23 protein-coding genes and 1 pseudogene are annotated in these 21,921 nt (G+C 62.2%); 12 read left to right on the plus strand and 12 right to left on the minus strand.

Annotated features, from left to right (window positions below):
- Positions 1-11 precede the first annotated feature (11 nt).
- Genes BZG29_RS05395 through BZG29_RS05410 form a run of 4 tightly spaced genes read left to right on the plus strand, consistent with a single transcriptional unit; the run spans position 12 to position 3,796 of the window.
- Positions 12-1,187 carry a heme A synthase gene (locus BZG29_RS05395; RefSeq protein ID WP_077408968.1) on the plus strand — a complete coding sequence of 392 codons (1,176 nt, stop codon included), beginning with the start codon at positions 12-14 and terminating at the stop codon, positions 1,185-1,187.
- The gene (gene cyoE, locus BZG29_RS05400; RefSeq protein ID WP_077399748.1) at positions 1,188-2,087 is read left to right on the plus strand and encodes a heme o synthase; all 900 of its coding nucleotides are present in this window, start codon (positions 1,188-1,190) and stop codon (positions 2,085-2,087) included.
- Positions 2,084-2,677, plus strand: coding sequence for an SCO family protein (locus BZG29_RS05405; RefSeq protein ID WP_077399751.1), 594 nt, complete (start codon positions 2,084-2,086; stop codon positions 2,675-2,677). The genes cyoE and BZG29_RS05405 overlap by 4 nt, the downstream gene beginning before the upstream one ends.
- A 42-nt stretch (positions 2,678-2,719) precedes the next feature.
- A complete protein-coding gene (locus BZG29_RS05410) occupies positions 2,720-3,796 on the plus strand; it encodes an AI-2E family transporter (RefSeq protein ID WP_077399754.1) in 1,077 nt (358 codons plus the stop codon).
- Positions 3,797-4,059: 263 nt separating this feature from the next.
- Here BZG29_RS05410 and BZG29_RS05415 read toward each other — a convergent pair whose 3' ends face one another.
- The 3 genes from BZG29_RS05415 to nhaR form a co-directional block, all read right to left on the minus strand.
- On the minus strand, positions 4,060-5,400 hold the full coding sequence (locus tag BZG29_RS05415; RefSeq protein ID WP_034749482.1) for a hemolysin family protein: 1,341 nt from the start codon (positions 5,398-5,400) through the stop codon (positions 4,060-4,062).
- Positions 5,401-5,520: 120 nt separating this feature from the next.
- Positions 5,521-6,855, minus strand: coding sequence for an MFS transporter (locus BZG29_RS05420; RefSeq protein WP_077399756.1), 1,335 nt, complete (start codon positions 6,853-6,855; stop codon positions 5,521-5,523).
- A 124-nt stretch (positions 6,856-6,979) separates the two neighbouring features.
- Complete coding sequence (gene nhaR / locus BZG29_RS05425; RefSeq protein WP_077399759.1) at positions 6,980-7,894, minus strand: transcriptional activator NhaR; 915 nt, start codon at positions 7,892-7,894, stop codon at positions 6,980-6,982.
- Between the two features lie 117 nt (positions 7,895-8,011).
- Here nhaR and BZG29_RS05430 point away from each other — a divergent pair, with 117 nt between their 5' ends.
- The 5 genes from BZG29_RS05430 to BZG29_RS05450 all read left to right on the plus strand — a co-directional run bounded on the left by BZG29_RS05430 (position 8,012) and on the right by BZG29_RS05450 (position 11,484).
- A complete protein-coding gene (locus BZG29_RS05430) occupies positions 8,012-9,085 on the plus strand; it encodes a DUF475 domain-containing protein (RefSeq protein WP_077399762.1) in 1,074 nt (357 codons plus the stop codon).
- 131 nt (positions 9,086-9,216) lie between these two features.
- On the plus strand, positions 9,217-9,792 hold the full coding sequence (locus BZG29_RS05435) for a TerD family protein (RefSeq protein ID WP_077399765.1): 576 nt from the start codon (positions 9,217-9,219) through the stop codon (positions 9,790-9,792).
- 77 nt (positions 9,793-9,869) lie between these two features.
- Positions 9,870-10,565 carry a TIGR00266 family protein gene (locus BZG29_RS05440; RefSeq protein WP_077399768.1) on the plus strand — a complete coding sequence of 232 codons (696 nt, stop codon included), beginning with the start codon at positions 9,870-9,872 and terminating at the stop codon, positions 10,563-10,565.
- A gap of 39 nt (positions 10,566-10,604) precedes the next feature.
- Complete coding sequence (locus BZG29_RS05445) at positions 10,605-11,186, plus strand: TerD family protein (protein WP_034748960.1); 582 nt, start codon at positions 10,605-10,607, stop codon at positions 11,184-11,186.
- A gap of 79 nt (positions 11,187-11,265) precedes the next feature.
- Positions 11,266-11,484, plus strand: coding sequence for a proteolipid membrane potential modulator (locus tag BZG29_RS05450; protein ID WP_077399770.1), 219 nt, complete (start codon positions 11,266-11,268; stop codon positions 11,482-11,484).
- A gap of 85 nt (positions 11,485-11,569) precedes the next feature.
- Here the strand turns inward: BZG29_RS05450 and BZG29_RS05455 are convergent, their stop codons facing one another.
- From BZG29_RS05455 to BZG29_RS05470, 4 genes and pseudogenes are all read right to left on the minus strand, one after another.
- Entirely contained in the window at positions 11,570-13,222 is a 1,653-nt protein-coding gene (locus BZG29_RS05455; RefSeq protein ID WP_077399773.1) for a patatin-like phospholipase family protein, read from the minus strand.
- 198 nt (positions 13,223-13,420) lie between these two features.
- Positions 13,421-13,561: pseudogene (locus tag BZG29_RS27645) on the minus strand (IS1595 family transposase); the annotation flags it as partial.
- Between the two features lie 94 nt (positions 13,562-13,655).
- Complete coding sequence (locus BZG29_RS05465) at positions 13,656-14,510, minus strand: DUF3667 domain-containing protein (RefSeq protein ID WP_253192887.1); 855 nt, start codon at positions 14,508-14,510, stop codon at positions 13,656-13,658.
- Between the two features lie 138 nt (positions 14,511-14,648).
- Entirely contained in the window at positions 14,649-15,347 is a 699-nt protein-coding gene (locus tag BZG29_RS05470) for a helix-turn-helix transcriptional regulator (RefSeq protein ID WP_077399782.1), read from the minus strand.
- Positions 15,348-15,423: 76 nt separating this feature from the next.
- Between BZG29_RS05470 and BZG29_RS05475 the strand changes: the two genes are divergently transcribed.
- Positions 15,424-16,548: a cytochrome P450 gene (locus BZG29_RS05475; protein ID WP_077408969.1), complete on the plus strand. Its 1,125-nt coding sequence runs from the start codon at positions 15,424-15,426 to the stop codon at positions 16,546-16,548.
- Complete coding sequence (locus tag BZG29_RS05480; RefSeq protein ID WP_077399785.1) at positions 16,545-16,892, plus strand: antibiotic biosynthesis monooxygenase; 348 nt, start codon at positions 16,545-16,547, stop codon at positions 16,890-16,892. The genes BZG29_RS05475 and BZG29_RS05480 overlap by 4 nt, the downstream gene beginning before the upstream one ends.
- Here BZG29_RS05480 and BZG29_RS05485 read toward each other — a convergent pair.
- Positions 16,889-17,341 (minus strand): hypothetical protein, encoded by a 453-nt coding sequence (locus BZG29_RS05485; RefSeq protein ID WP_077399788.1) that lies wholly within the window; start codon positions 17,339-17,341, stop codon positions 16,889-16,891. The genes BZG29_RS05480 and BZG29_RS05485 overlap by 4 nt on opposite strands.
- Before the next feature lie 178 nt (positions 17,342-17,519).
- On the opposite strand from BZG29_RS05485, the gene BZG29_RS05490 reads away from it, so the two are divergent.
- Positions 17,520-17,786 carry a hypothetical protein gene (locus tag BZG29_RS05490; protein ID WP_077399791.1) on the plus strand — a complete coding sequence of 89 codons (267 nt, stop codon included), beginning with the start codon at positions 17,520-17,522 and terminating at the stop codon, positions 17,784-17,786.
- A 90-nt stretch (positions 17,787-17,876) separates the two neighbouring features.
- On the opposite strand, the gene rpoH is transcribed toward BZG29_RS05490, so the two are convergent.
- From rpoH to ftsY, 4 genes are all read right to left on the minus strand, one after another.
- A complete protein-coding gene (gene rpoH, locus BZG29_RS05495) occupies positions 17,877-18,776 on the minus strand; it encodes an RNA polymerase sigma factor RpoH (RefSeq protein ID WP_170846504.1) in 900 nt (299 codons plus the stop codon).
- Positions 18,777-19,187: 411 nt separating this feature from the next.
- The gene (gene ftsX / locus BZG29_RS05500) at positions 19,188-20,108 is read right to left on the minus strand and encodes a permease-like cell division protein FtsX (RefSeq protein ID WP_077399795.1); all 921 of its coding nucleotides are present in this window, start codon (positions 20,106-20,108) and stop codon (positions 19,188-19,190) included.
- Complete coding sequence (locus BZG29_RS05505; protein ID WP_077399798.1) at positions 20,105-20,842, minus strand: ATP-binding cassette domain-containing protein; 738 nt, start codon at positions 20,840-20,842, stop codon at positions 20,105-20,107. The genes ftsX and BZG29_RS05505 overlap by 4 nt, the downstream gene beginning before the upstream one ends.
- Positions 20,843-20,850: 8 nt before the next feature.
- On the minus strand, positions 20,851-21,909 hold the full coding sequence (gene ftsY, locus BZG29_RS05510; protein ID WP_077399801.1) for a signal recognition particle-docking protein FtsY: 1,059 nt from the start codon (positions 21,907-21,909) through the stop codon (positions 20,851-20,853).
- Positions 21,910-21,921: the final 12 nt, after the last annotated feature.

A 21,921-nucleotide genomic window follows, 5' to 3' on the forward strand; every position in this document is an offset into this window, starting at 1 on the left:
GCATGCCGACGATGCATCTCTCCGCGCTGGCCCAGCTGGGCTTGACGGGTCTGCTGGTGGCGCTGCTGCCTTTGACCATGGTCTGGGTGTCCGCGGACGCCAATAAATACCGCAAGCTCGTGTGGATCGCCGTCTTCCTGACGGTCGACCTGATCATGTTTGGCGGTTTTACGCGCTTGTCCGATTCCGGCCTGGGCTGCCCGGACTGGCCCGGCTGCTATGGCTCGGCCAACCCATTCCTTGCGCACGAGCACATCGTGGCGGCGGAAACCCTGATGCCGACGGGCCCCGTGACGGTGGTCAAGGCGTGGATCGAGATGACGCACCGCTACCTGGCCATGGCCATCGGCGTGCTGATCGTGGCGATGATGGTGCAGGCGTGGCGCCAGTGGAGAAAGAGCAAGCGGCAGGAATTCGCCCCGGCCCTGCCGACGGCGCTGTTTTTATTCGTTTGCCTGCAAGGCGCGTTCGGCGCCTGGACCGTCACCCTGAAGCTGCAGCCGGTCATCGTCACCATCCACCTGCTGCTGGGCATGGGGCTGCTGGCCATGCTGACGTGGCTGGGCGGGCGCCAGGACCATGCCGTGGCGCCAATCAAGCGCGCCGACGCGGAAGAGTCCGTGCTGCGCCCCGTGCGCGCGCTGGCCGTTTTCTCGCTCGTGCTGCTGACGGTACAGATCGCGCTGGGCGGCTGGGTGAGCACCAACTACGCCACCCTGGCGTGCACGGATTTCCCCCTGTGCGGCGGCAAGGTGATTCCGGAAATGGATTTCGAGCATGGTTTCCATTTGTGGCGCGAGCTGGGCAAGACGGCCGCCGGCCACTATTTGCCGTTTTCCGCGCTGACGGCCATCCACTGGGTGCACCGCAATTTCGCCTTCATCGTGCTGGCCGGCATCGGCTATACCGTGTTTCGCGCGTGGAAACTGCCGTCCCTGCGCGGCACGGCCCGCTGGGTGGCGCTGGTGCTGGCCCTGCAGGCGGCCACGGGCCTGGCGACCATCTACCTGAGCTGGCCGCTGTCGATTGCCGTCATGCATAACGGCGGGGCGGCGCTGCTCGTGTTATTGCTGACCATGTTAAACTACAAGGCTAAATTCCAACTCGATGTTGCGCGCAATGTTAAGCGCGCTTGCGCCTCCGCGCCAGTGCCCTCGGCACCAGCCAGTCCTTCCCGTACCGCATAAATGACTACTCAGACCATCAGCCGTAAACCCTCCCCCCGCATCGCCCAGTATTGGGCGCTGACCAAGCCCCGCGTGACGCAACTGGCCGTGTTTTGCGCCGTCATCGGCATGTTCCTGGCCAGCGAGGAATTGCCCGACTGGCATGCGGTGGTGTTCGGCACCGTCGGCATCTGGCTGCTGGCCGGCGCCGCGTTTGCCGTCAATTGCCTGGCCGAGCGCGAAATCGATGCGCGCATGGCGCGCACGGCGCGCCGCCCCATGGCCATGGGTGACATCACGGTGAAACAGACGGTGGTGTTCGCGCTCGTGATCGGCGGCCTGGGCATGGCGATTCTGTACCACCTCGTCAATCCGCTGACCATGTGGCTGACTTTTGTCACCTTTGTCGGCTATGCCTTGATCTATACCATGGTGCTCAAACCCGCCACGCCGCAAAATATCGTCATCGGCGGCCTGTCCGGCGCCATGCCGCCCGCGCTGGGCTGGGCGGCCGTCGCCAACGACGTGCCGATGCAGGCCTGGCTGCTGGTCCTGATCATTTTTGTCTGGACGCCGCCGCACTTCTGGGCGCTGGCCATGTACCGCCGCGACGATTACGCGCGCTCGGGCTTGCCCATGCTGCCCGTCACGCACGGCATGCAATTTACGCAATTCCACGTGTGGCTGTATTCGATCGCGCTGGCCGCCACCACCTTGCTGCCGTACGCCGTGCGCATGAGCGGCCTGATCTACCTGGCCTCGGCCGTGGTGCTCAACGCCGGTTTCCTGTATTACGCGTGGAAGATGTACCGCCACTACACGGACTTGATCGCGCGCAAGGCCTTTACGTTTTCCATCATCTACCTGGCCTTGCTGTTCGCGGCTTTGCTGGTCGACCATTACATTCCATTGGGATCATGAAAAAATATCTGACTCTGTTGCTGGCGGCCGCGCTGGCCGTCGTCCTGGCCGGCTGCGGCAAGCCGGCCGCGCCCAAGCTGGCCTTCAAGAACACGGACGTGACGGGCCTCGGCTATGCGCGCGAGTTCGCGCTGACAGACCACACGGGCCATCCGCGCACCCTGGCCGACTACAAGGGCAAGCTGGTGCTGATGTTCTTCGGCTACACGCAATGCCCGGACGTCTGCCCCACGACCATGGCCGACATGGCCCAGGTGATGCAGGAAATGGGCCCGCAGGCGGAGCAGGTGCAAGTGCTGTTCGTCACCGTCGACCCCGAGCGCGACACGCAGCAATTGCTGGCGCAATACGTGCCCGCCTTCGACAAGCGTTTCGTCGGCCTGTACGGCGATGCGGCCGCGACGGCCAAGGTGGCCAAGGAATTCAAGGTGTATTACGCCAAGGTGGAAGGCGAGACGGACAGCAGCTACACGGTGGACCACACGGCCGGCACCTATGTGTTCGACCGCGAAGGCAAGATCCGCCTGTTCGTGCGCCACGGCGAAAAGCCTGCCGCCATCGCGCACGATCTTAAACTTCTGCTATCCTGATCCGGTCGCGCCCCCGGGCGCCATCTTCAGGATACGCAGTACATGGATAAACGTTTCGAGCCGCACGCCCGCCTGGCAGCCGTCATCTTTTTGTTGATCGGCTGCTTTTTCGTCTTGCGGCCCTTCCTCGCCGCCATGCTGTTTGCCGCCTGCGTGGGCATTTCCAGCTGGCCCCTGTATCTGCTGCTGCTGGAACGCCTGAAAGGCCGGCGCAACTGGGCCGCTGCCATCATGACCCTGTCCCTGATCCTGGTCATCGTGGTGCCGCTGGCCCTCGTCACCTACAACCTGGCCGACAATGTGTCGCGCATCTATGAACAGTTGCGCACGGCGCTGGAATCGGGCGGCCTGCATCCGCCGGCCTGGCTGGCCAGCATTCCCGTGGTGGGCGAAACCATCGACGGCTATGTGCAGCGCCTGCTGGCTGACCGCGAGGAATTATTGAATTTGGGTAAGACCATGCTGGAACCGGCGCGCCACTTCCTCGCTTCCGGCGGCATCCTGCTGGGCACGGGCCTGGCGCAGACCAGCCTGGCCGTGTTCGTCAGCTTCTTCCTCTACCGCGACGGCCAGCAACTGAGCCGTGCCCTGATGACGGGCGCCGGCCGCATCATCGGCGACAGCGCGCCCGGCGTGGGCCTGACCATCAGCCGCACCGTGCGCGGCGTCATGTACGGCTTGCTGGGCACGGCGCTGGCGCAAGCGCTGGTGGCGGTGGTCGGTTTCCTGATCGCCGGCGTGCCGGCCGTGGCGCTGCTGGGCGTGGCCACCTTCATCTTTTCGCTGATCCCCGTGGGCCCGCCCCTGATCTGGGGCGGCGCCGCCATCTGGCTGTTTGCCGACGGGCAGACGGGCTGGGGCATTTTCATGCTGGTGTGGGGCGCGCTGCTGATCAGCGGCGTGGATAACGTCGTCAAACCCATGCTGATCAGCCGCGGCAGCAGCCTGCCATTCCTGCTGGTGCTGCTGGGCGTGCTGGGCGGCGTGCTGGCCTTCGGCTTCGTCGGCATCTTCATCGGCCCGACCCTGCTGGCGGTGCTGTACAGCCTGCTGCAAACGTGGACGGTGGGGGAAACTACCGTGCCGCAGGGCAAGGATACGATTACGTTGAAGAAGTAGTCAGTCGCGCAAGTCTGCGCGCCTTGTATAACCCAACGGCAAGGACTGGGGTCGGATCCTCAGGGGCCGACCCCGGCCTCTCGCCGTTGGGGTACGTTTTGCTTAGAGCCTACCCCAGTAGATGAATACATCCCCTGCTGGCGCCCCTCAGAAGCGGGGACTGCGTTGATCGTCGTCGCGTGGCTCGCCACGCGTCCTCCTCACGCCTTGTCCGCACTCCTGATGAACTGCCAGCAGAAGACGCTCCCTACTGGGATAGGCTCTTAATCCCTTAAATCGGCATCGAGGTCGCGTTCCTGCTTCGGGATCACCTTGATCAGCACGATGCGGGGTCCGTTCATCTTCTTGACGACGATGTCGAAGTCGACGAAGGTGATGCGCTGGCCCTGCTTCGGAATGTCGCCCAGCTTGACCATGATCAAGCCGCCCACCGATTCCACGTCGTCCAGGCCCAGTTCCTCGTTTTCGATATCGATGCCGAGGATGCGTTCGAGCGAAAAGATGGGCAGGCTGGCCTTGCCGATCAGGGTGCCGTCGCTTTGCTTGAGCCAGTCGTTTTCATTGCGGCGGAATTCATCGCGGATTTCGCCGACCATGGCGCCGAGCAAGTTATCCAGGGTGATGAACCCCAGCGGGCGCTTGCCCTTCTCGCCGATCAGGGCGAAGTGGGGCGCGCCGTCGCGAAAGCGGCGGAACAGTTCCAGCGCCGGCGTGCGCGCGGAAATGATGTCGACGGGACGCAAGAACGGCGTGAGCGAGGTGATCGGCTTGCCCGCCTGCTGGGCAAAGAACAGGTCTTTCAGGTGCACCACGCCCAGCACGTCGTCTTCATTCGTGTCGAAATACGGGTAGCGGCTGAAGCGGTTGCGCAGCACCGTGTCGAGGTTTTCTTCCAGGGTATTTGACGCGTGCAGGGCGATCACTTCATTGATCGGGCGCATCAGGTCCGACACCGTCATTTGTTCGAAATCAAGCGACTGCGCCAGGATGTTGCGCTCGTCGCGCGTAAATTTCTCGCCCGGCTGGCTGGTGCGCAGGATCAGTTTCAATTCTTCGGACGAATAATGGGCATCGTGGCCGCCCTTGCCGGACAGGCCCGCCAGGCGCAGCACCCAGTTGGCGCTGGCGTTGAGCAGGTAGATGGCCGGGTACATGGTCCAGTAAAAGCCGTACAGGGGAATCGCGCTCCACAGGCCGACGGCTTCCGGGTTGCGGATGGCCATCGATTTGGGCGCCAGTTCGCCCACGACGATGTGCAGGAAGGAAATCACGCTGAAGGCGACGACGAAGGACACGCCGTGGATCAGCTCTTGCGAGGTGACGCCGATGGCGCCGAACAGCGGCTCCAGCAAGCCGGCAAACGCCGGTTCGCCGACCCAGCCCAGGCCCAGCGACGCCAGGGTGATGCCCAGCTGGCAGGCGGACAGGTAGGCGTCCAGCTGGCCATGCACCTTGGCCAGGATGCGGCCCCGCAGCCCCTGTGTCTTGGCGATGGCGCGGATGCGCGTGCGCCGCAAGGTGACGATGCCAAACTCGGCGGCAACAAAAAAACCGTTCAGCGCGACCAGGAAGAGGGCGAGCAGGACTAGCAAGACATTGTGCATGGGGGCGCTGAAGATGGGCTGTAAAAACGACATCTTAAACGACGAAGGGCGGCATAGCCTAATTTAGCCGCGCACGCCGCCCGTGGTGGCGGGCGGGCGCGGCAGGTTTTTCACGCTTGTTCAGCCTTTGGCCGCCGTTTGCGGTCCGCCGCGCATGGCGAAGACCATGACGGCCGAGACGATGGCGGGAATGGCGACGACGAGGAAAATCGTGCTGTTGGGCCAGTTCAGGCGGATCAGCTCGCCACCGAGCACGGGGCCGATGATGGAACCGATGCGCCCGATGCCCAGGCTCCAGCCGATGCCCGTCGAGCGCAGGGTGGTCGGGTAGTAGCTGGCCGCCAGGGCGTTGACGGCCGGCTGGCCGCCCACCACGCAGAAACCGGCGATGAAGATGGTAATGAACAGGAAGGCCAGCGACACGTCCGGACGGCCGATCAGGGCAATGGCCACGGCAGCGACCAAAAAGCACGGCAGCAGGATGCGGCGGAAGCTGGAGCGGTCGATCAGCTGGCCCATGACGAGGGTGCCGATGGTGCCGCCCACTTGCAGGGCCGTGCCCGCCAGCACGGCGTTGGCCGTCGACAGGCCCGCTTCCTTGGCGATGGTCGGCAGCCAGTTGGACAGGAAATACAAGTTCAGCAAGTTCATGAAATTGATGACCCACAACAAAATCGTCATCTTCGCGCGGCCGCCCGTAAACAATTGCAGCACGGGCGCGCCCTTGTGTTCCTTTTCATGCACGACGTATTGCGTGTCGGCCGTGATGCTGACCGTCGGATCGATGCGCTTGAGCCACTTGGCGACTTGATCCAGCTTGCGTTTCTTCAATACCAGGAATTGCATCGATTCCGGCAGCAGGAAGAACATCAGCACGCCGATCACCAGCGGCACCACGCCGCCCACGTAAAACACGGATTGCCAGCCGAACGCGGGAATCAGCGCGGCGGACAATAAGCCGCCCAGCACGGCGCCCAGGGTAAAGCCGCACGAGACGAGCATCATCAAGGTGACTTTCTTGCGCAGGGGGCTGTATTCGCCGGCCAGCGCCATGGCGTTCGGCATCACGGCGCCCAGGCCCAGTCCGGTGATAAAGCGGATCAGCTGCAATTGCTCGATGGTCGTTGCCAGCGGCGTGACCAGCATGCACAGCGAAAAGAAGATGGTTGAGCCGATCAGCACAGGGCGGCGGCCGAACTTGTCGGCCGTGATGCTGAAAACGAGCGAGCCGACCAGCATGCCCAGCAAGCCCGCGCCGAACACGGGGCCCAAGTTGGCCTTGCTCACGTGCCAGTCGGCAATGATGGCCGGTGCCACATAGCCCATCGCCTGCACGTCGAAGCCATCCATGATGACGCACAGCCCGCACAGGATCAGCATGCCGATCTGGAAGGAGCCGATCTTGTTGTTATTGATGAGATCGGGAATATCGATCGTCTTGCCTGCCGTGGACATGGTGCCGCTCCTGTTTTTTTATGGTGGTCGCGCCCTTCCGGCGAGGGAGGGGCGCGTGTTTGTCTCAGGCTTCATTACAATCGCTTTTGATTGATTATTCAAACGTTATTTTCGAATGGATTTATCAGGTTTCCTTGTGAATCTTCGGGTGACTCTGGATGGCGGCCAGGATGACGTCGAGCGCCGGATGCATGATCTTGCGCTCGTTGGAAATGACGTAAAACTGTTCGCGCAGGGACGAGGCGTCGCCCACCAGCACGGCGCCGAACTGCTCCTCGATATCGGCCGCCAGGCTGGCGGAGGCGAAGAACAGGCCCAGGCCCTTGCGGCCAAACGCGTTGAGCATGGCGTTGTCCTCGAATTCACCGACCACGTCGGGACGCACGCCCTGCTGCACCATCCATTCGTCGATGCGCCCGCGCAAGGCGTTGTTGCGCGCGGGCAGTAAAAAGGGGGCGCCGTGCAGGCTATGCGGGAAATTGTCGCGGTACTGGGCGGCCAGCGCGGGGATGCCGAACAGCTTCATGGCGCTCTCGCCCCACAGGTGGCTGGACACGCGCAGGCTGGCACCGGCCGGCACGGCGCGGTCCGTCAACACCAGGTCCAGCTTGTGCAGGGCCAGGTCGGCCAGCAAGGATTCGAATTCATCTTCCAGGCACACCAGCTTGACGGGCTTGTTCAGGCTGCGCGTGGCGTCGAGCATGCGGTAGGCCATCAGTTTCGGCAAGGAATCGGAAATGCCCACCGTCAGGCGCATCTTTTCCGCGTCGGTGTCGGCCAGCGCTTCCTGCATCTGCTCGCCCAAGAGAAAAATCTGGTCCGCGTAGCCGAGCGCGAGCCGGCCCGCTTCCGTCGGCACCAATCGCCGTCCCTGCGGCTGCAGCAGCGACTTGCCCAGTTCCTTTTCCAGCAGGGCCAGCTGGGTGCTGATGGTTTGCACGGCCAGTCCCAGCCGTTCGGCCGCGCGCGTCACGCCACCTTCCTTGGCGACGACCCAAAAGAAGTACAAATGGCGGTAATTGAAGCCCGTGGTTTTCATCGCTGCATCCTCAATCTTCTGTTTTTACGAAGTAATACTTCCATTATCTTCCATTTTTAAATGTGTCACATGTCCTTATACTACGTTCCATTGAATTTGGATAAAGGGGAACTATCGATGAAACATTTCAGAGTGTCATTTCTAGTGACATTTATCTGCCTGGGCATTTCCGCCTGGTGGGGTTACACGCACGGCGGCGTGCAGACGATGCTGGCGGCGCTCGGTATCGCGGTGATCCTGGGCGTGATGGAAGTCTCGCTGTCGTTCGACAACGCGGTGGTCAACGCCTCGGTGCTGAAGAACTGGGACAAGTTCTGGCAGAACCTGTTCCTCGGCGTGGGCATCATCATCGCCGTGTTCGGCATGCGTTTGCTGTTTCCGCTGGTCATCGTGGCGCAAGCGGCGGACCTGGGCTTGCTGGAAGTATGGAATCTGGCACTGAGCAATCCGGAACAGTATTCGATGCACCTGACGAATCACCACGCGGAAGTGGCGGCTTTCGGCGGCATCTTCCTGCTGCTGGTGTTCCTGAACTTCCTGCTGGACTCGGAGAAGGAAACGCACTGGCTGGGCCGTATTGAAGAAAAACTGGGCGCGCTGGGCAAGATATCGTCGATTTCCGTGATGATCGCGCTCGGTACCCTGATGGTCAGCCTGTCGATGATCGAAGAAGGCCAGAAGCTGGTGGTGCTGACGGCCGGCCTGTGGGGTATTTTGACCTACGTGGGCGTCGATGTGATCAGCGGTTTGCTGGAAGGCGACAATGGCGACGGCAACATGGGCGACATCATCAAGCGCGGCGGTATTGGCGGCTTCCTGTACCTGGAAGTGCTCGACGCCTCGTTCAGCTTTGACGGCGTGATCGGCGCGTTCGCCATCACCAAGGATGTCGTGATCATCATGCTGGGTCTGGCAATCGGCGCGATGTTCGTGCGTTCGATGACGGTGTTCCTGGTGCGCAAGGGCACGCTCGACGAGTTCGTTTATCTGGAGCACGGCGCGCACTATGCGATCGGTATCCTGGCCGTGATCATGTTGGTCAGCATGAAGTTCCACATTCCCGAGATCTTCACGGGTCTGATCGGGGTGGCCTTCATTCTCGCCTCGCTGTGGTCGTCGATCCGCCACAAGCGCAGGATGGCCCTCGAAGAAGGCCAGACGGAAGCGCTGGAAGCGGTCAAGGCAGTGTAAAGAATGCGCGACAAACGACTACACCCGTTTGTCGGCAAGTTGTAGCAAGCGTCGCCGCCGGCCTGGGGAGTCAGGCCGGTGGAGGACGCCAGGTGTTTGGTCATACACAACCCACATAGGAGTAATACATCATGGCAATCAGTCTGCAAAAAGGCGGCAACGTCAACCTGAGCAAGGAAGCCCCCGGCATTTCGAAAATGATCATCGGCCTGGGCTGGGATGCCCGCGCCACCGACGGCGCCGCGTTCGACATCGACGGTTCCGTGTTCCTGCTGAAGGCCGACGGCAAGGTTCGCGCCGACGTCGACATGATTTTCTACAACAACCTGAAGTCGAGCGACGGCTCCGTTACCCACTCGGGCGACAACACCACCGGCGCCGGCGATGGCGATGATGAAACCGTCATCGTCGACCTGGCCACGGTGCCAGCCGAGATCGACAAGATCGCCGTCTGCGTCACGATTCACGATGCCGAGGCGCGCAAGCAAAACTTTGGTATGGTATCGAAGGCGTACGTGCGTTGCGTGAATGCCAACGGCAACACGGAAATCGCCCGTTTCGACCTGTCGGAAGACGGTTCGGCGGAAACGGCGATGGTCTTCGGCGAAATCTACCGCAACGGCGGCGATTGGAAATTCAAGGCCATCGGCCAGGGTTACAAGGGCGGTCTGGGCCCGTTAGCTGCCTCGTTCGGCGTCGGCGTGTAAGGTAGTTACGCTGCATTAAAGGCGGTTCACTGTGTGGGCCGCCCCCATCATTACCTAGTTGAGGAAGGAATAGTCAGATGCCAGTTTTTAGTATTACCGGGGACGTCGACCCGTTCCTGCATGTGTCGCTGGCCAAGGGCGAGAAGATTTATTGCGAATCCAACGCGATGGTGATGATGGAAACCAATCTTGAGCTGAAAGGCAAGATGACGGGCGGCATAGGCGCTGCGCTGATGCGCACCTTTGCCAACGGTGAATCGTTCTTTCAGCAGCATATCGAGGCCATGCGGGGCGACGGCGACTGTCTGTTGTCGCCCACCTTGCCCGGCGCGATGCGGGTGCTCGATATTGGAGTCCAACAATACATGATCAGCGACGGCGCCTTCGTGGCGGCCAGCTCTGGCGTGGAATTGAAGGTGCGCACGCAAAGCCTTGGCAATGCGCTGTTTGCCCAGAGCGGTGGTTTTTTCATCACCGAGACGGCAGGCAGCGGCCAGTTGGCGGTGTCCGGTTTTGGCGCGATGTCGGTACTGGAAGTGACGCCTGGCAAGGACGTGGTGATCGATAACTCGCACGTCGTGTGCTGGGACAACCGCCTGCAATACGAAATTTCCATGACGACCGGCAGCAGCGGCGGCTTTCTGGGTAACCTGATCAATAGTCAGACCAGCGGCGAGGGGATGGTGCTGAAGTTTTCAGGCACGGGAAAAATCCTCGTGTGCTCGCGCAACCGCGCAGCCTTCCTCGCCTGGACCCAAAGCAAGCCGGCGTAACTAACATTTGATGTAACCAAGCAAACAGGAGCTATGCGTATGTCTGTCAATTTGAGCAAGGGCCAGAAGATTTCTCTGGACAAAGAAGCTGGTACCACCCTGACCCGTATCACCATGGGCCTGGGCTGGGATGCGGCCAAGACCAAGGGTTTCCTCGGTTTCGGTTCGAAGACGGAAGCCGTCGACCTGGACGCCTCGTGCGTCATGTTCGATGAGAACAAGAGCACGTCCGATATCGTCTGGTTCCGCCAGCTGAAAAGCAAGGACGGCAGCATCGTTCATACGGGCGACAACCGCACGGGCGCGGGCGATGGCGACGACGAACAGATCAATGTCGATCTGTCGAAAGTGCCGGCGCACGTGAAAAGCCTGGTCTTCACCGTCAACAGCTTTACTGGCCAGAACTTCTCGCAGGTGGAAAACGCCTATTGCCGCATCTTGAATGCCAGCAATAACCAGGAAGTCGCGCGTTTCAACCTGTCTGTGCAAGGTACCCACACGGCACAGATCATGGCCAAGCTGTACCGCCATAACGGCGAATGGAAGATGCACGCCATCGGAGAAAACGGCAACGGTCGCACCTTTGACGACTTGATGCCGCAAATCGCCGTGCATCTATAAGGAGCAGTACGCAGCGGGCGGGGGACGGACCGGATACCGGCCCTTGTCCGCTGCTCTATATTTAGGAGAGTATGTCGTGATGCGATTGCTGATAGCCTTGCTACTTCCGTGTCTCACGTTTTTCATGCTGGGGCGCCCGCTGGTCGGTGCCGCCGCCTTGATTTTGCAGTGCACTGTGATCGGCTGGGCGCCGGCGGCCCTGTGGGCCCTGTACACGGTGAACCAGCATAAAACGGAGCAGGAACTGGAAGGTGCATTAAGCCGCAGCTACATGCGCAGGCGTAGTCGCTTGATTTAAGGTCGATTGATCTAAATCAACCGGGCGCCAGGAATCCTTGCGCTAAAGCCTGCACGAGCGATCGTGCGGGCTTTTTTGTGCGCGCTCACTTCTTGCAGCGTATCGGCACGTTCACGGAATTGCCGTCCGAACTCAGGTTGCGGTACTGCAAATCTTCGCTTTCGATGGCAAAGCGGGGTACGGCGTGGACATAGCGCTGCTTGCAGACGGTGTCGTCATTGATCAGCTGGCCCGCCAGCATGTAGTCGCACAGGGCGAAGCGCGATTCCTCGTCGTCGAGGATCAGCACGCGCGCGGCGCTGTACAGGGCCGATTGCAACACTTCCGGGCTGCAATTTTCCGGGCCCGTCAGCTTCAGGTGGGTTTTCGTCTGCGTGGCCAGCCGTTGCAGCTTGACGAGGGCGGCGCGCTCTTCCTTGCGGGCACTGTCGACGTGCACGTCTTCGCTGGCCAGGCGCAGCGCCAGCGAGGCAATTTGATCGATGGAAATATGCCAGGCAAAGCCTTCCAGCCGCGTGCGGATCTGGCCCGGCAAGGGATCGGCCGCATCGACTTCGCAGCGGTACTGGCCCAGGTGGGGGCGGCACAGCACGGGGATGGCAAAGGCCGAGGTGCGCTTGCTCTTGACGAATTTCTGGCTCAGGTCGCCAAAATTTTCATGCGTGATGGTATCGAAGCGGGCTTGGCCAAAGCCCATCTTGACGAGGTTTTCCTTGCGCTGGCGCGAAAACAGGGCGTCGACGGCGTCGTAGATATTCTTGTTGAAGATGCGGTCCAGCGGCTGGCGCTCGTCCGACATCTTTTCAAACACGGCGCTGGAATTGGGCGCGTTGGCATCGATGGAAATGAGGATGAAGGGCTTGCTGTTCAGGCGCGGCGGCACGATGGCCATGTCGTTGCCGTACAGCTGAGTCAAGGCCACGTCCCACAGGGTTTCCACGCCCAGGTTGTCGGCCGCGCCGCCATCGAACAGGTGTACGTAGGACGGCGATTCGCGCGATTCGGAACCGAGTTCCGGCACGAAACTGTTTTTCGGACGGAAACGCTCGAAGGTGACGGAATCGAACACGCCGGGAAAGGCGGCCGAGGTGGCCACGGCCGTGGCCAGGCGGATATCCTGGATCGGCGAATGCAGGGTGCTGTAGAAATACTCGTAGGAAAACACCACGCGCTTGCCGCCATCCGTGGCGTCCGTCGCGTTGGCCAGGAAGATGGGGCCGCCGTGCGGCAAGTCCTGGTAGGTTTTCTTGTCGTACAGCACATCGTCCAGGACGTCGGACAGGAACGAGGTACGTGTCTTGTTCGTCAACAACATCGTCGTCAGGTTGGCGGGTTTCAAGATGGTCTGGCCAAAGAAATCCGTTTTCAGCTTGCTGCGCAGCAAGGGCCAGTCCGTCTGCTTGCCATGCAGCGCATAGTAGCCGCCCGCGATGGCGCCGCCCGAGACGCCGGAAATGGCCGAGGCGCCGCTGACGAGGCCGAACTGCTCCAGTTGTTCCAGCGAGGCGGCCGAGAAATTGGCTGCGCGGCTGCCTCCGCCGGACAGGGCGATGCCGATGAAGTGGTCGTTGGGCATGGGATTCTGGATGCGCGCCTTGGGCGCGTCGATGCGCAGGCGCGGGGTTTCCTGCACGGTAAACGTGCGGTTTTCGACGCCGCTGTTGGGGCGCAGGGCGAGTACCGTGCAGCCGCTCAGCAGCGCAACGAGGATAAATGGGGCGAACAAACGTGGATGCATGCGTGATCTGTGCGTAGTCAGGGGTTGGGATACGGACGGAAACGTGTGCGATTCTAGCAAACCCGGCAACAATCACCTATTCAGCTGATAAGCGGGTAGGGCAGGGCAGCGTTACAGAGCGCGTGCGCGAGCATGGGCGGCAGCGGCGCGCCGCTGCGCGCGCAGGCATGGCCCGTGCGCCAGCACGCCCAGGGCCAGCGGCTGCGCCACGCTTTCCAGCAGCGCAACGGTCGCGTCGTGTGGCGCGTTGCCACGCAGCAAGGCCATGCCTGCCTGCCGCTGGCGCCGGTTCAGGTAAGCAAACTGTGCGATAAAGCTGATCCAGTCGGCTGGCTGCATGATCTGCTCCCTGTACGGTGAAGATGCAGAGTCAGACAGCGCAGCCGACGGAAGATTCCGGCATTTCCCCTATTTGCCGATGACAGAGCCTAACTTAATGTCGCAGCATCACGCCGATGGCGATGCAGGCCATGATCGCCAGGCTCATGGCGAGGCTGTAGGCGACCATCAGCAGCAGCCAGCGGCAGACGGTGGCGAATTTGCCGCTTGGATACACGCGCCACATGGCCCAGGGCAGATAGGCCAGCAGCCAGGCGCCGAGCACGAGGCGGACAAGGTCGACGGGGATGAGGATCATCAGCGCCATCGTGATGAAGGCGAAGGCATTCGTATGCAGGGCGAACAGGAAATGCTCGCCATAGCGCCGTCCGCTGCCCAGGTAGAGGATTTTCAGGAACAGGGCGAACAGCGGCATCAGGCAAAACATGGCGTACGGCGCGTAATGGAAAAAGCTTTCCACCACGAGTTTTTGTTTCTCGGCCGTGGGCAGTTGCTCAAAGTCTTGCCATTGGCGCGGCAGGGTGGGCGTCTGGCCCAAAATGCTGACCTGCATGGTCGACGTCTTGTTTTCCGGAGTTGGACGGGGGGCATGGGCGCCTACCTGGGCTTGCTGGTCGTGGACGGTGAGGAACACGTCGGGGCTGCTGAACTTGAGGATGGCAAAGAACAGGATGCTGAAGGTTAGGTAGACGCGCAGCGGCTCGACGTAGCGCACGCGGCGTCCCGCGAGGTATTCATTGCTGAGTGCGCCAGGACGAAACAGCAGCAGGGCCAAGGTACGCCAGAGCTTGCCTTCGAGCGCCACATAATGGGCGACAAATTCATGCAGGAATTCGCGCGCGCTGGGCATGTGCAGGGCCGTTGTCTGGCCACAGGCGCTGCAGAAGTTGCCTGGCGCATCGGTATTGCAGTTATGGCAGGTGCTGGCGGGATGCGTGCTGGATGACACTGTTTTCAAGATGGACTCTTTCCATGGCCGAAAGGTAAGATGATCGCTCAGGGGCGCAGCATATGATGAATGAAAACCATGATAAAAGCGCATTTTTTCGCGTTCTAGTTGCTTCCGAGATACAAAATCCTGCGCCGTTCAGGCGCCACGGAAGGCGGCCAGCAGGCGTTGTTCACCGGCTGGCGTGAGGCGCAGGGCGCGGCTGTCGAGTTCGCGCTCGGCCCAGCGCCGGCGCAGGGCCAGCTGCAGCAGGGCCGCCCCCAGCGCGCCGCCCAGGTGGGCGCGCCGTTCGCTCCAGTCCAGGCAGGCACAGGCGAAGCGGCGGCGCTGGCGCTGCAATTGCGGCACGTCGATACCCAGGGCCGCCATGCCGGCCGCGCCCGCTTCCGACAAACGATATTCTCCGCCATCGTCCAGCAGCCAGCCTTGCGCGCGCAGCTGGTCATGCAGGGCGACGGCCACCGTGCCGGCCATGTGGTCGTAGCAGGTGCGCGCATGGCGCAGGCGGTCCGGCGTGGTGGGCGTAAACGGCGTCGCCGCCACGCCGGCCACCACCAGCAGCGCTTCGAGGGCCTGGCCCACCTCCATGCTGGCCAGGCGGTAGTAGCGGTGCTTGCCCTGCGCCAGCATCGACAGCAAGCCATCGTCGCGCAGCCGGCTCAGATGCGCGCTGGCCGTCGAAGCGCCCACCTCGGCCAGCGCCGCCAATTCCGTGGCCGTGCGCGCATGGCCGTCGAGCAGGCTGCACAGCATGCGCGCGCGGGCCGGTTCGGCGATGGCGCCGGCCAGTTGCGCCAGCCCCATGTCGGCCGTGCGGGCTTGATGCTTGTCATCCATGATTCGTCCGTTAGCGAAGTGTTGTGGTGGAAGGGCAAGCATACTCGTGTCCCCACTTCACTGCAATGGAATGCGCATGCCGCTCACCGACTTTGTTACCGACCCCGCCGACCCTTTCTCTGCCGTCACCCACGCGGCGCCGTACGATTACTATCGCCGCCTGGCGGACGGCCCGCCGCTGCGATTCGATGCGCAGCTCGACTGCTGGCTGGCGACGGGCGCGATTGGCGTGCGCGCCGTGCTGGCGCATCCTGCCTGCCGCGTGCGGCCAGCGGACCTGGGCGTGCCGCACAACCTGGCGGGCACGCCATGCGGCGCGATTTTTTCCGAACTGGTGCGCATGAACGAGGGCGAGCGGCATGCCTTGCCAAAGCAGGTGCTGGCGCGCGCGCTGGGCCAGGTGGATATGGAGAGCCTGCAGCGGCGGGCGCTGTACCTTGCCGGCGACCGGGTGCCCGGCAGTGCGGACCAGCTGAACGATGCGATTTTTGAGCTGCCCCTGTTCGCCATGGCGGACTTGCTGGGCTTTGCGCCAGCGCAATGGCCGGCGCTGGCCGCCTGGACGCGTTCGTTTGTCGCTTGCCTGTCGCCGCTGAGCAATGCCGAGCAACTGGCCGGCGCGCAAGTGGCGGCCGATGCTCTGCTGCAAAGTTTTGGCCGCCTGCTGCGCGAGGGCGACGTGAGGCCCGGCAGCATGCTGGCCGCCATCGTGGCCGAGGCGGATGCCTTGGGTTGGCAAGCGTCGGGCGGCGTGCTGGCCAACCTCGTGGGCTTGCTGTCGCAGACGTGCGACGCCACGGCCGGCTTGCTGGGCAATGCCATCGTGGCCTTGCGCGCGCAGCCGGAGTTGTCCCAACTGAGTGCCGCGCCCGAGCTGTGGCCAGCCATGCTGCGCGAAGTCAGCCTGCGCGATCCCGCCATCCACAACACGCGCCGCTACACGGCGGAAGACGCGCAGTTCAATGGCGTGCGCGTGCCGGCCGGGCAGATGATCATCGTCGTGCTGGCCAGCGCCGGCCATGCGGAGTCGGGTTTTGGTCATGGCCGCCATGCGTGCCCGGGCCAGGCCATCGCGCTCGCCATCGCCACGGCCTGCCTGCAGGCGTGGGCCGGGGCTTTGGAAAGCTTGCCGCTGGCGTGGACTTATCTGCCGTCGCTGAACGCCCGCATCCCCGTGTTTGCGCAAGGAGACAACGCATGATTGCCGTGATTTTTGAAGTCTGGCCCAGCGCCGAAGGGCGCCAGCAATATCTTGACCTGGCGGCCGCGCTGCGGCCCCTGCTCGACGAAGTGGACGGTTTCATTTCCATCGAACGCTTCAGCAGCCTGAGCGAGCCAGGCAAATTGCTGTCGCTATCGTTCTTTCGCGACGAGGCGGCGCTGGCGCAGTGGCGGCAGCTGGAAGCGCACCGCGCGGCGCAATCGGCCGGCCGGCACGGCGTGTTCGACGATTACCGGCTGCGCATCGCTGCCGTCGTGCGCGATTACGGCTTGCTGGAGCGGCAGCAGGCGCCCGCGGACAGCCAGCGCCGCCACGCTATTTAGCGGGGCAGCGCGCCCTGGGTGATTTTCACCTTGACCCGGTAGGTGGGCTCGGCCGCATTCAGGGCCGGCGGCGTGGCCGGGTCGACGTCGAGCAGGGTGAACGTCAGGTGGTTGACGGTGACGGAACTGGCGGCGCCGGGCATGGAGTCGGACAGCACGATGTCGGTTGTGCCCGCGCTGTTGAGCAAACTGAAACTGTAGCTGACGTAACCTTTCCACACGCACACGGCGCCCTTGCGGCAGCGGCTGTCGTTGACGCGTTCGAGTTTCAGGGTATCGGTGGCCGTGATGGCCACCTGTTCGCCCGGCGAAAGCACGTGGGTGACGCTGCGCGGCGTGTTTTCCGCGTCGCCGGCACTGCCGGCCGCGCCGCAGCCGGCCAGCATGGCCAGGCAGGCGAAGAACAGGGGAAGCAGCACGGTGCGATAAGAGCGGTTCGGAGTAGACATGTTTTTCCTTTCAGGTGGAGCGTCCCCGGCGTGCTTGTTCACGCGTGGGATAAAATGATAGTAGCAAAATGATATTTTTCCGGCGCACTATTGGCGTGCTGCCGATGAATTGAGGCGCGAGCCACGCGGCGCGCCGATTACTGCGTAGAATGGCTGTTTTGAAAATCAGGAAACAACCATGAAAAAAACCGACCTGGCCAAAAGCGATGCCAAGAAACTGATGGGAAAGATGAATGTTCCCGGCGCCGGTGCATTCGGTAAGGAAGCGGTGGTCGTCGACCGCCGCGAACAGCGCAAGCGCGACCAGGCCCTGGGCCTGGTGCCATTCGCCGTCAAGCTGAACAGCGATCTGGTCTTGCAATTGCAGACCCTGGCCAAGGAGCGCGGCGCGGATCTGAATGAAGTCGTTGCTGAATTGATCAGCAAGGGCCTGGCTGCAGCTTAACGGGCTGCCATGTTTATCTATTGATAAACATCAAGTAGTAAAACTAAAAGGCGCCTTGCGGCGCCTTTTACATTGCGGCATTGCTTGCGATTACACGTAGGCCGCCAGGGCGCCCTTCATTTTTTTCAGCGCCGCCACTTCGATCTGGCGGATGCGCTCGGCCGATACGCCGAACTCTTCCGCCAGCGCGTGCAGGGTGGCGCCGGAACCGTCGTCGTTGGCCAGCCAGCGCGCTTCGATGATGCGGCGCGAACGGGCGTCCAGCTTGGACAGGGCCGTTTCCAGGCCTTCCGATTGCAAACGCGTCACTTGTTCCGCTTCCAGCACCTTGGTCGGTTCGCTTTGCTCCGACGACAGGTAGGCGATCGGCGAAAACTTGTCGTCTTCATCGTCGGTCGGCGATTCCAGAGCAATGTCGCGGCCGCTCAAACGCGTTTCCATCTCGATCACTTCTTCGCGCTTCACGTCGAGCAGCTTGGCCAGCGCATCGATCTGCTTCGGCGTCATCGCGTCCAGGCCCGTCTTGTGGCTGCGCAGGTTGAAGAACAGCTTGCGCTGCGCCTTCGTCGTCGCGACCTTGACCAGGCGCCAGTTTTTCAGGATGTACTCGTGCATTTCGGCTTTCACCCAGTGCATGGCGTACGACACCAGGCGCACGCCTTGGTCCGGATCGAAACGTTTCACGGCTTTCATCAAGCCGATATTGCCTTCCTGAATCAGGTCGGCGTGCGGCAGGCCATAGCCCAGGTAGCCGCGGGCAATCGAGACCACCAGGCGCAGGTGCGACAGCACCAGTTCTTGCGCGGCGGCCAGGTCATTTTTTTCGCGCAGGCGTGTTGCCAGCGAAATTTCTTCGTCGTGGGTCAACATGGGCAGGCGGTTCACGGCCGAAATATAGGCGTCAATATTGCCCAGATTGCCAGTGAACCCGAGGCCCAGCGCATTACTTTTGGTCGGAACCAATGCGGACGTTGCGGACATCATAGTCATGTTTTCTCCCTCGTAGTCTTGCTTTGTTCCAGTTGGCCACGTCACGCGACGTGGCAGCTTGTATCGTCGTTTTTGCGTATTCGGTCTTGCACTTTGCAGATCGCGGCACCATCTTCATCTGGCGTCCATGGCGGTTCTGCTGTTGGTATGTCCCTATATTAGCACTCTCTGCTTGAGAGTGCCAATCAGCACATTTAATCGATCTGATAGCCTAAATACTATGGCGAATGAATGCCTGATAAATATGTCTGAATAGCGATCTGAACAGCGCTGCAGGCCGCTTCACGACAACGTAGCCAGTCTACGGCCTCTGGCTGAAGCGAACCTTAAGAATACTTGCTTAATATCAAGATAACAGCAGTATGGGGAGGGCGCATGGCGGCACCGGAGGCGCCGCCATGGGAAAGAAGATCAGTTCAGGCGCGCCAGGTGGCGCTGCACGCAGAGGAAGGCGCCGATCAGGCCCAGGCCGGCGCTGACGGCCAGCAAGCCGGCCATCGGCAGCGGCGCCAGCGGCACCAGCTGGAATTCGGACGCGTACAGGCGGGCAAACTCGGCAATCGCGGTATTGAGCGGCTGCAAGGCCAGCGCCACGGCGCCCAGGGCCAGCGCGCCGGCGCACAGGCCCAGCAGGGCGCCCGTGTAATAGAAGGGGCGGTGGATGAAGGTGTCCGTCGCGCCGATCAATTTCGAGATGCTGATTTCATCGCGCTGCTGCATCACTTGCAAGCGGATGGTGTTGAAGACGACGGCGATGACGGCCACGCCCAGGGTAATGGCCAGCAGCAGCAGCACCAGGCGCAGCACGCCCAGCAGGGCCGCCAGGCGCTTGACCCAGGCCGAATCGACTTGCGCCGATTCCACGCCGGGCAGATGGCGCAGCTGTTCCGCCACGGCATCGACATCCTGCGCTTCGCTGGCGCTGCTGAAGGCGTCGAGTTTCAGCACATAGCTGTCGGGCAGGGGATTGTCGCCCAGGGTGCTCAGCACGTCGGCCAGGCCGTTCTTGTTTTTCAGCGAGTCCAGCGCCTGTTCGCGCGGGATGAAGACGATCTTCGCCTTTTGCTCGCCGACAATCTTGCGCATGGCGCTGGCCAGGGCCACGGCTTGTTCGCGCGGCGTGTCGATCTTCAGGAAGACGCTGATTTCCGGGTCGACCGACATCTGTTCCGACATGGGGCGGACATTGTCGAGCATGGTCAAGCCGGCGAACGGCAGCGACAGGGCGATGGCGACGACGAGCACGTTCAACAGGAAGCCGCCCGGCGACTTGCGCAAGTGGATCAGCGCCGAACCGAGCGCGAAGCGATGTTGACGGAACCAGCCTCTCATGCCTGTTCTCCCGCGTCATCCCCGGCGCCGGGGGCGAAATCGGGATCGGGCGGCGCGAAGACGGGCGCTTGCGTGGCCTTGTCGATGGCGACTAATTGGCCGTTTTTCAGGTGGATCACGCGGGCGGCGGCGTCGAGCATCTGTTCGTCATGGCTGGAAATGAGGCAAGTCACCCCCACGGAGTGGAATGCTTTCAGGGCGTCGAGCACCTTGTTGGCGCTGGCGCGGTCCAGGTTGGCCGTCGGTTCGTCGGCCAGGATGATCTGCGGCCGGTTGACGATGGCGCGCGCGATCGACACGCGCTGCTGTTCCCCGCCCGACAGCGACAGGGGACGCGCCATGGCGCGGTCCAGCAGGCCGACTTTATCGAGCGCGGCGCGCGCGCGTTGTTCGGCCGCCGTCTTGTGCGCGCCGACGACGAGCAGCGGCAGCATGACGTTGGCGAGGATGGAGCGGTCGTTGAGCAATTTCTGCTGCTGGAAGATCAGGCCCATGTTGCGGCGCAGGAAGGGTACGCCGGCCGGCTTGATCTTCGCCATGTCCTGGCCATTGACGATCAGCTTGCCCGACGTGGGGCGTTCCATGGCGGCGATCATTTTCAGCAAGGTGGATTTGCCGGCGCCGGACGGGCCCGCTAAAAACACCAGCTCGCCTTTGGCAATATTGAGGGAAATGTCGCTGAGCGCCACGGCGTCGGCGGAGTATTGCTTGGAGACGTGCTGAAATTCAATCATGTATAGGCTTATCCGAGCAGCGCTTCGACAAATTCGGCAGCCACGAAAGGCTGCAAGTCTTCAATTTTCTCACCGATGCCGATGAAATACACGGGCACGGGACGCACGCGGGCGATCGCCGCCAGCACGCCGCCCTTGGCGGTGCCGTCCAGCTTGGTGATTACCAGGCCGCTCAGCTGCAGGGCATCGTCGAATGCTTTCACTTGCGTGAGGGCATTCTGGCCCGTGTTGCCGTCGATCACAAGCAGGGTTTCATGCGGTGCGCCCTCCATGCCCTTGCCGATCACGCGCTTGATTTTCTTCAATTCTTCCATCAGGTGCAACTGCGTCGGCAAGCGGCCCGCCGTGTCGACCATCACCACGTCGATGCCGCGCGCCTTCGCCGATTGCACGGAGTCGTAGGCCACGGCGGCCGGGTCGCCCGATTCCTGCGAAATCACGGTGACGTTGTTGCGCTCGCCCCAGACCATCAATTGCTCGCGCGCGGCGGCGCGGAAGGTGTCGCCCGCGGCCAGCAGCACGGACTGGTTGTTCGACTGCATGTGCTTGGCCAGCTTGCCGATGGTGGTTGTCTTGCCGGCGCCATTCACGCCGGAAATCATCATCACCAGCGGCTTGTGGCGGCCCAGCTCGAAGCGCTTTTCCAGCGGCGAGAGCAGGTCGATCAGCAGCACTTTCAGCGCGGCCTTGACGGCGGCCGCGTCGAGCAGCTTGTCTTCCTTGACCTTTTTCTTCAATTCCGTAAGCAGGAATTCGGTGGCGTCGATGCCGGCGTCCGACATCAGCAGCGCCGCTTCCAGCTCTTCGTACAGGGCGTCGTCGATCTTCGCGCCGACGAACAGCACGGACAGGGTGTTCGAGGTTTTCGACAGGCCCGCCTTCAGGCGCGTCATCCACGATTTTTTCTCGGGTTCGGCGGCCACGATCACGGGCACGAGCTCGGCCGGTGCGCCGCTCAGGGGCGTAGCGGCAGGCTGCGGTGCAGGCGGCGTGGCGGCGGGAAGGACGAGGGGCTCGGCTGATGCAGCCTCGGGAGCGATGGGTTTTTTCTTGAAGAAACTAAACATGGATGTGTGGTG

This window comes from Janthinobacterium sp. LM6, from assembly GCF_002002885.1.
Taxonomy (GTDB): Bacteria; Pseudomonadota; Gammaproteobacteria; order Burkholderiales; family Burkholderiaceae_D; genus Janthinobacterium; species Janthinobacterium kumbetense.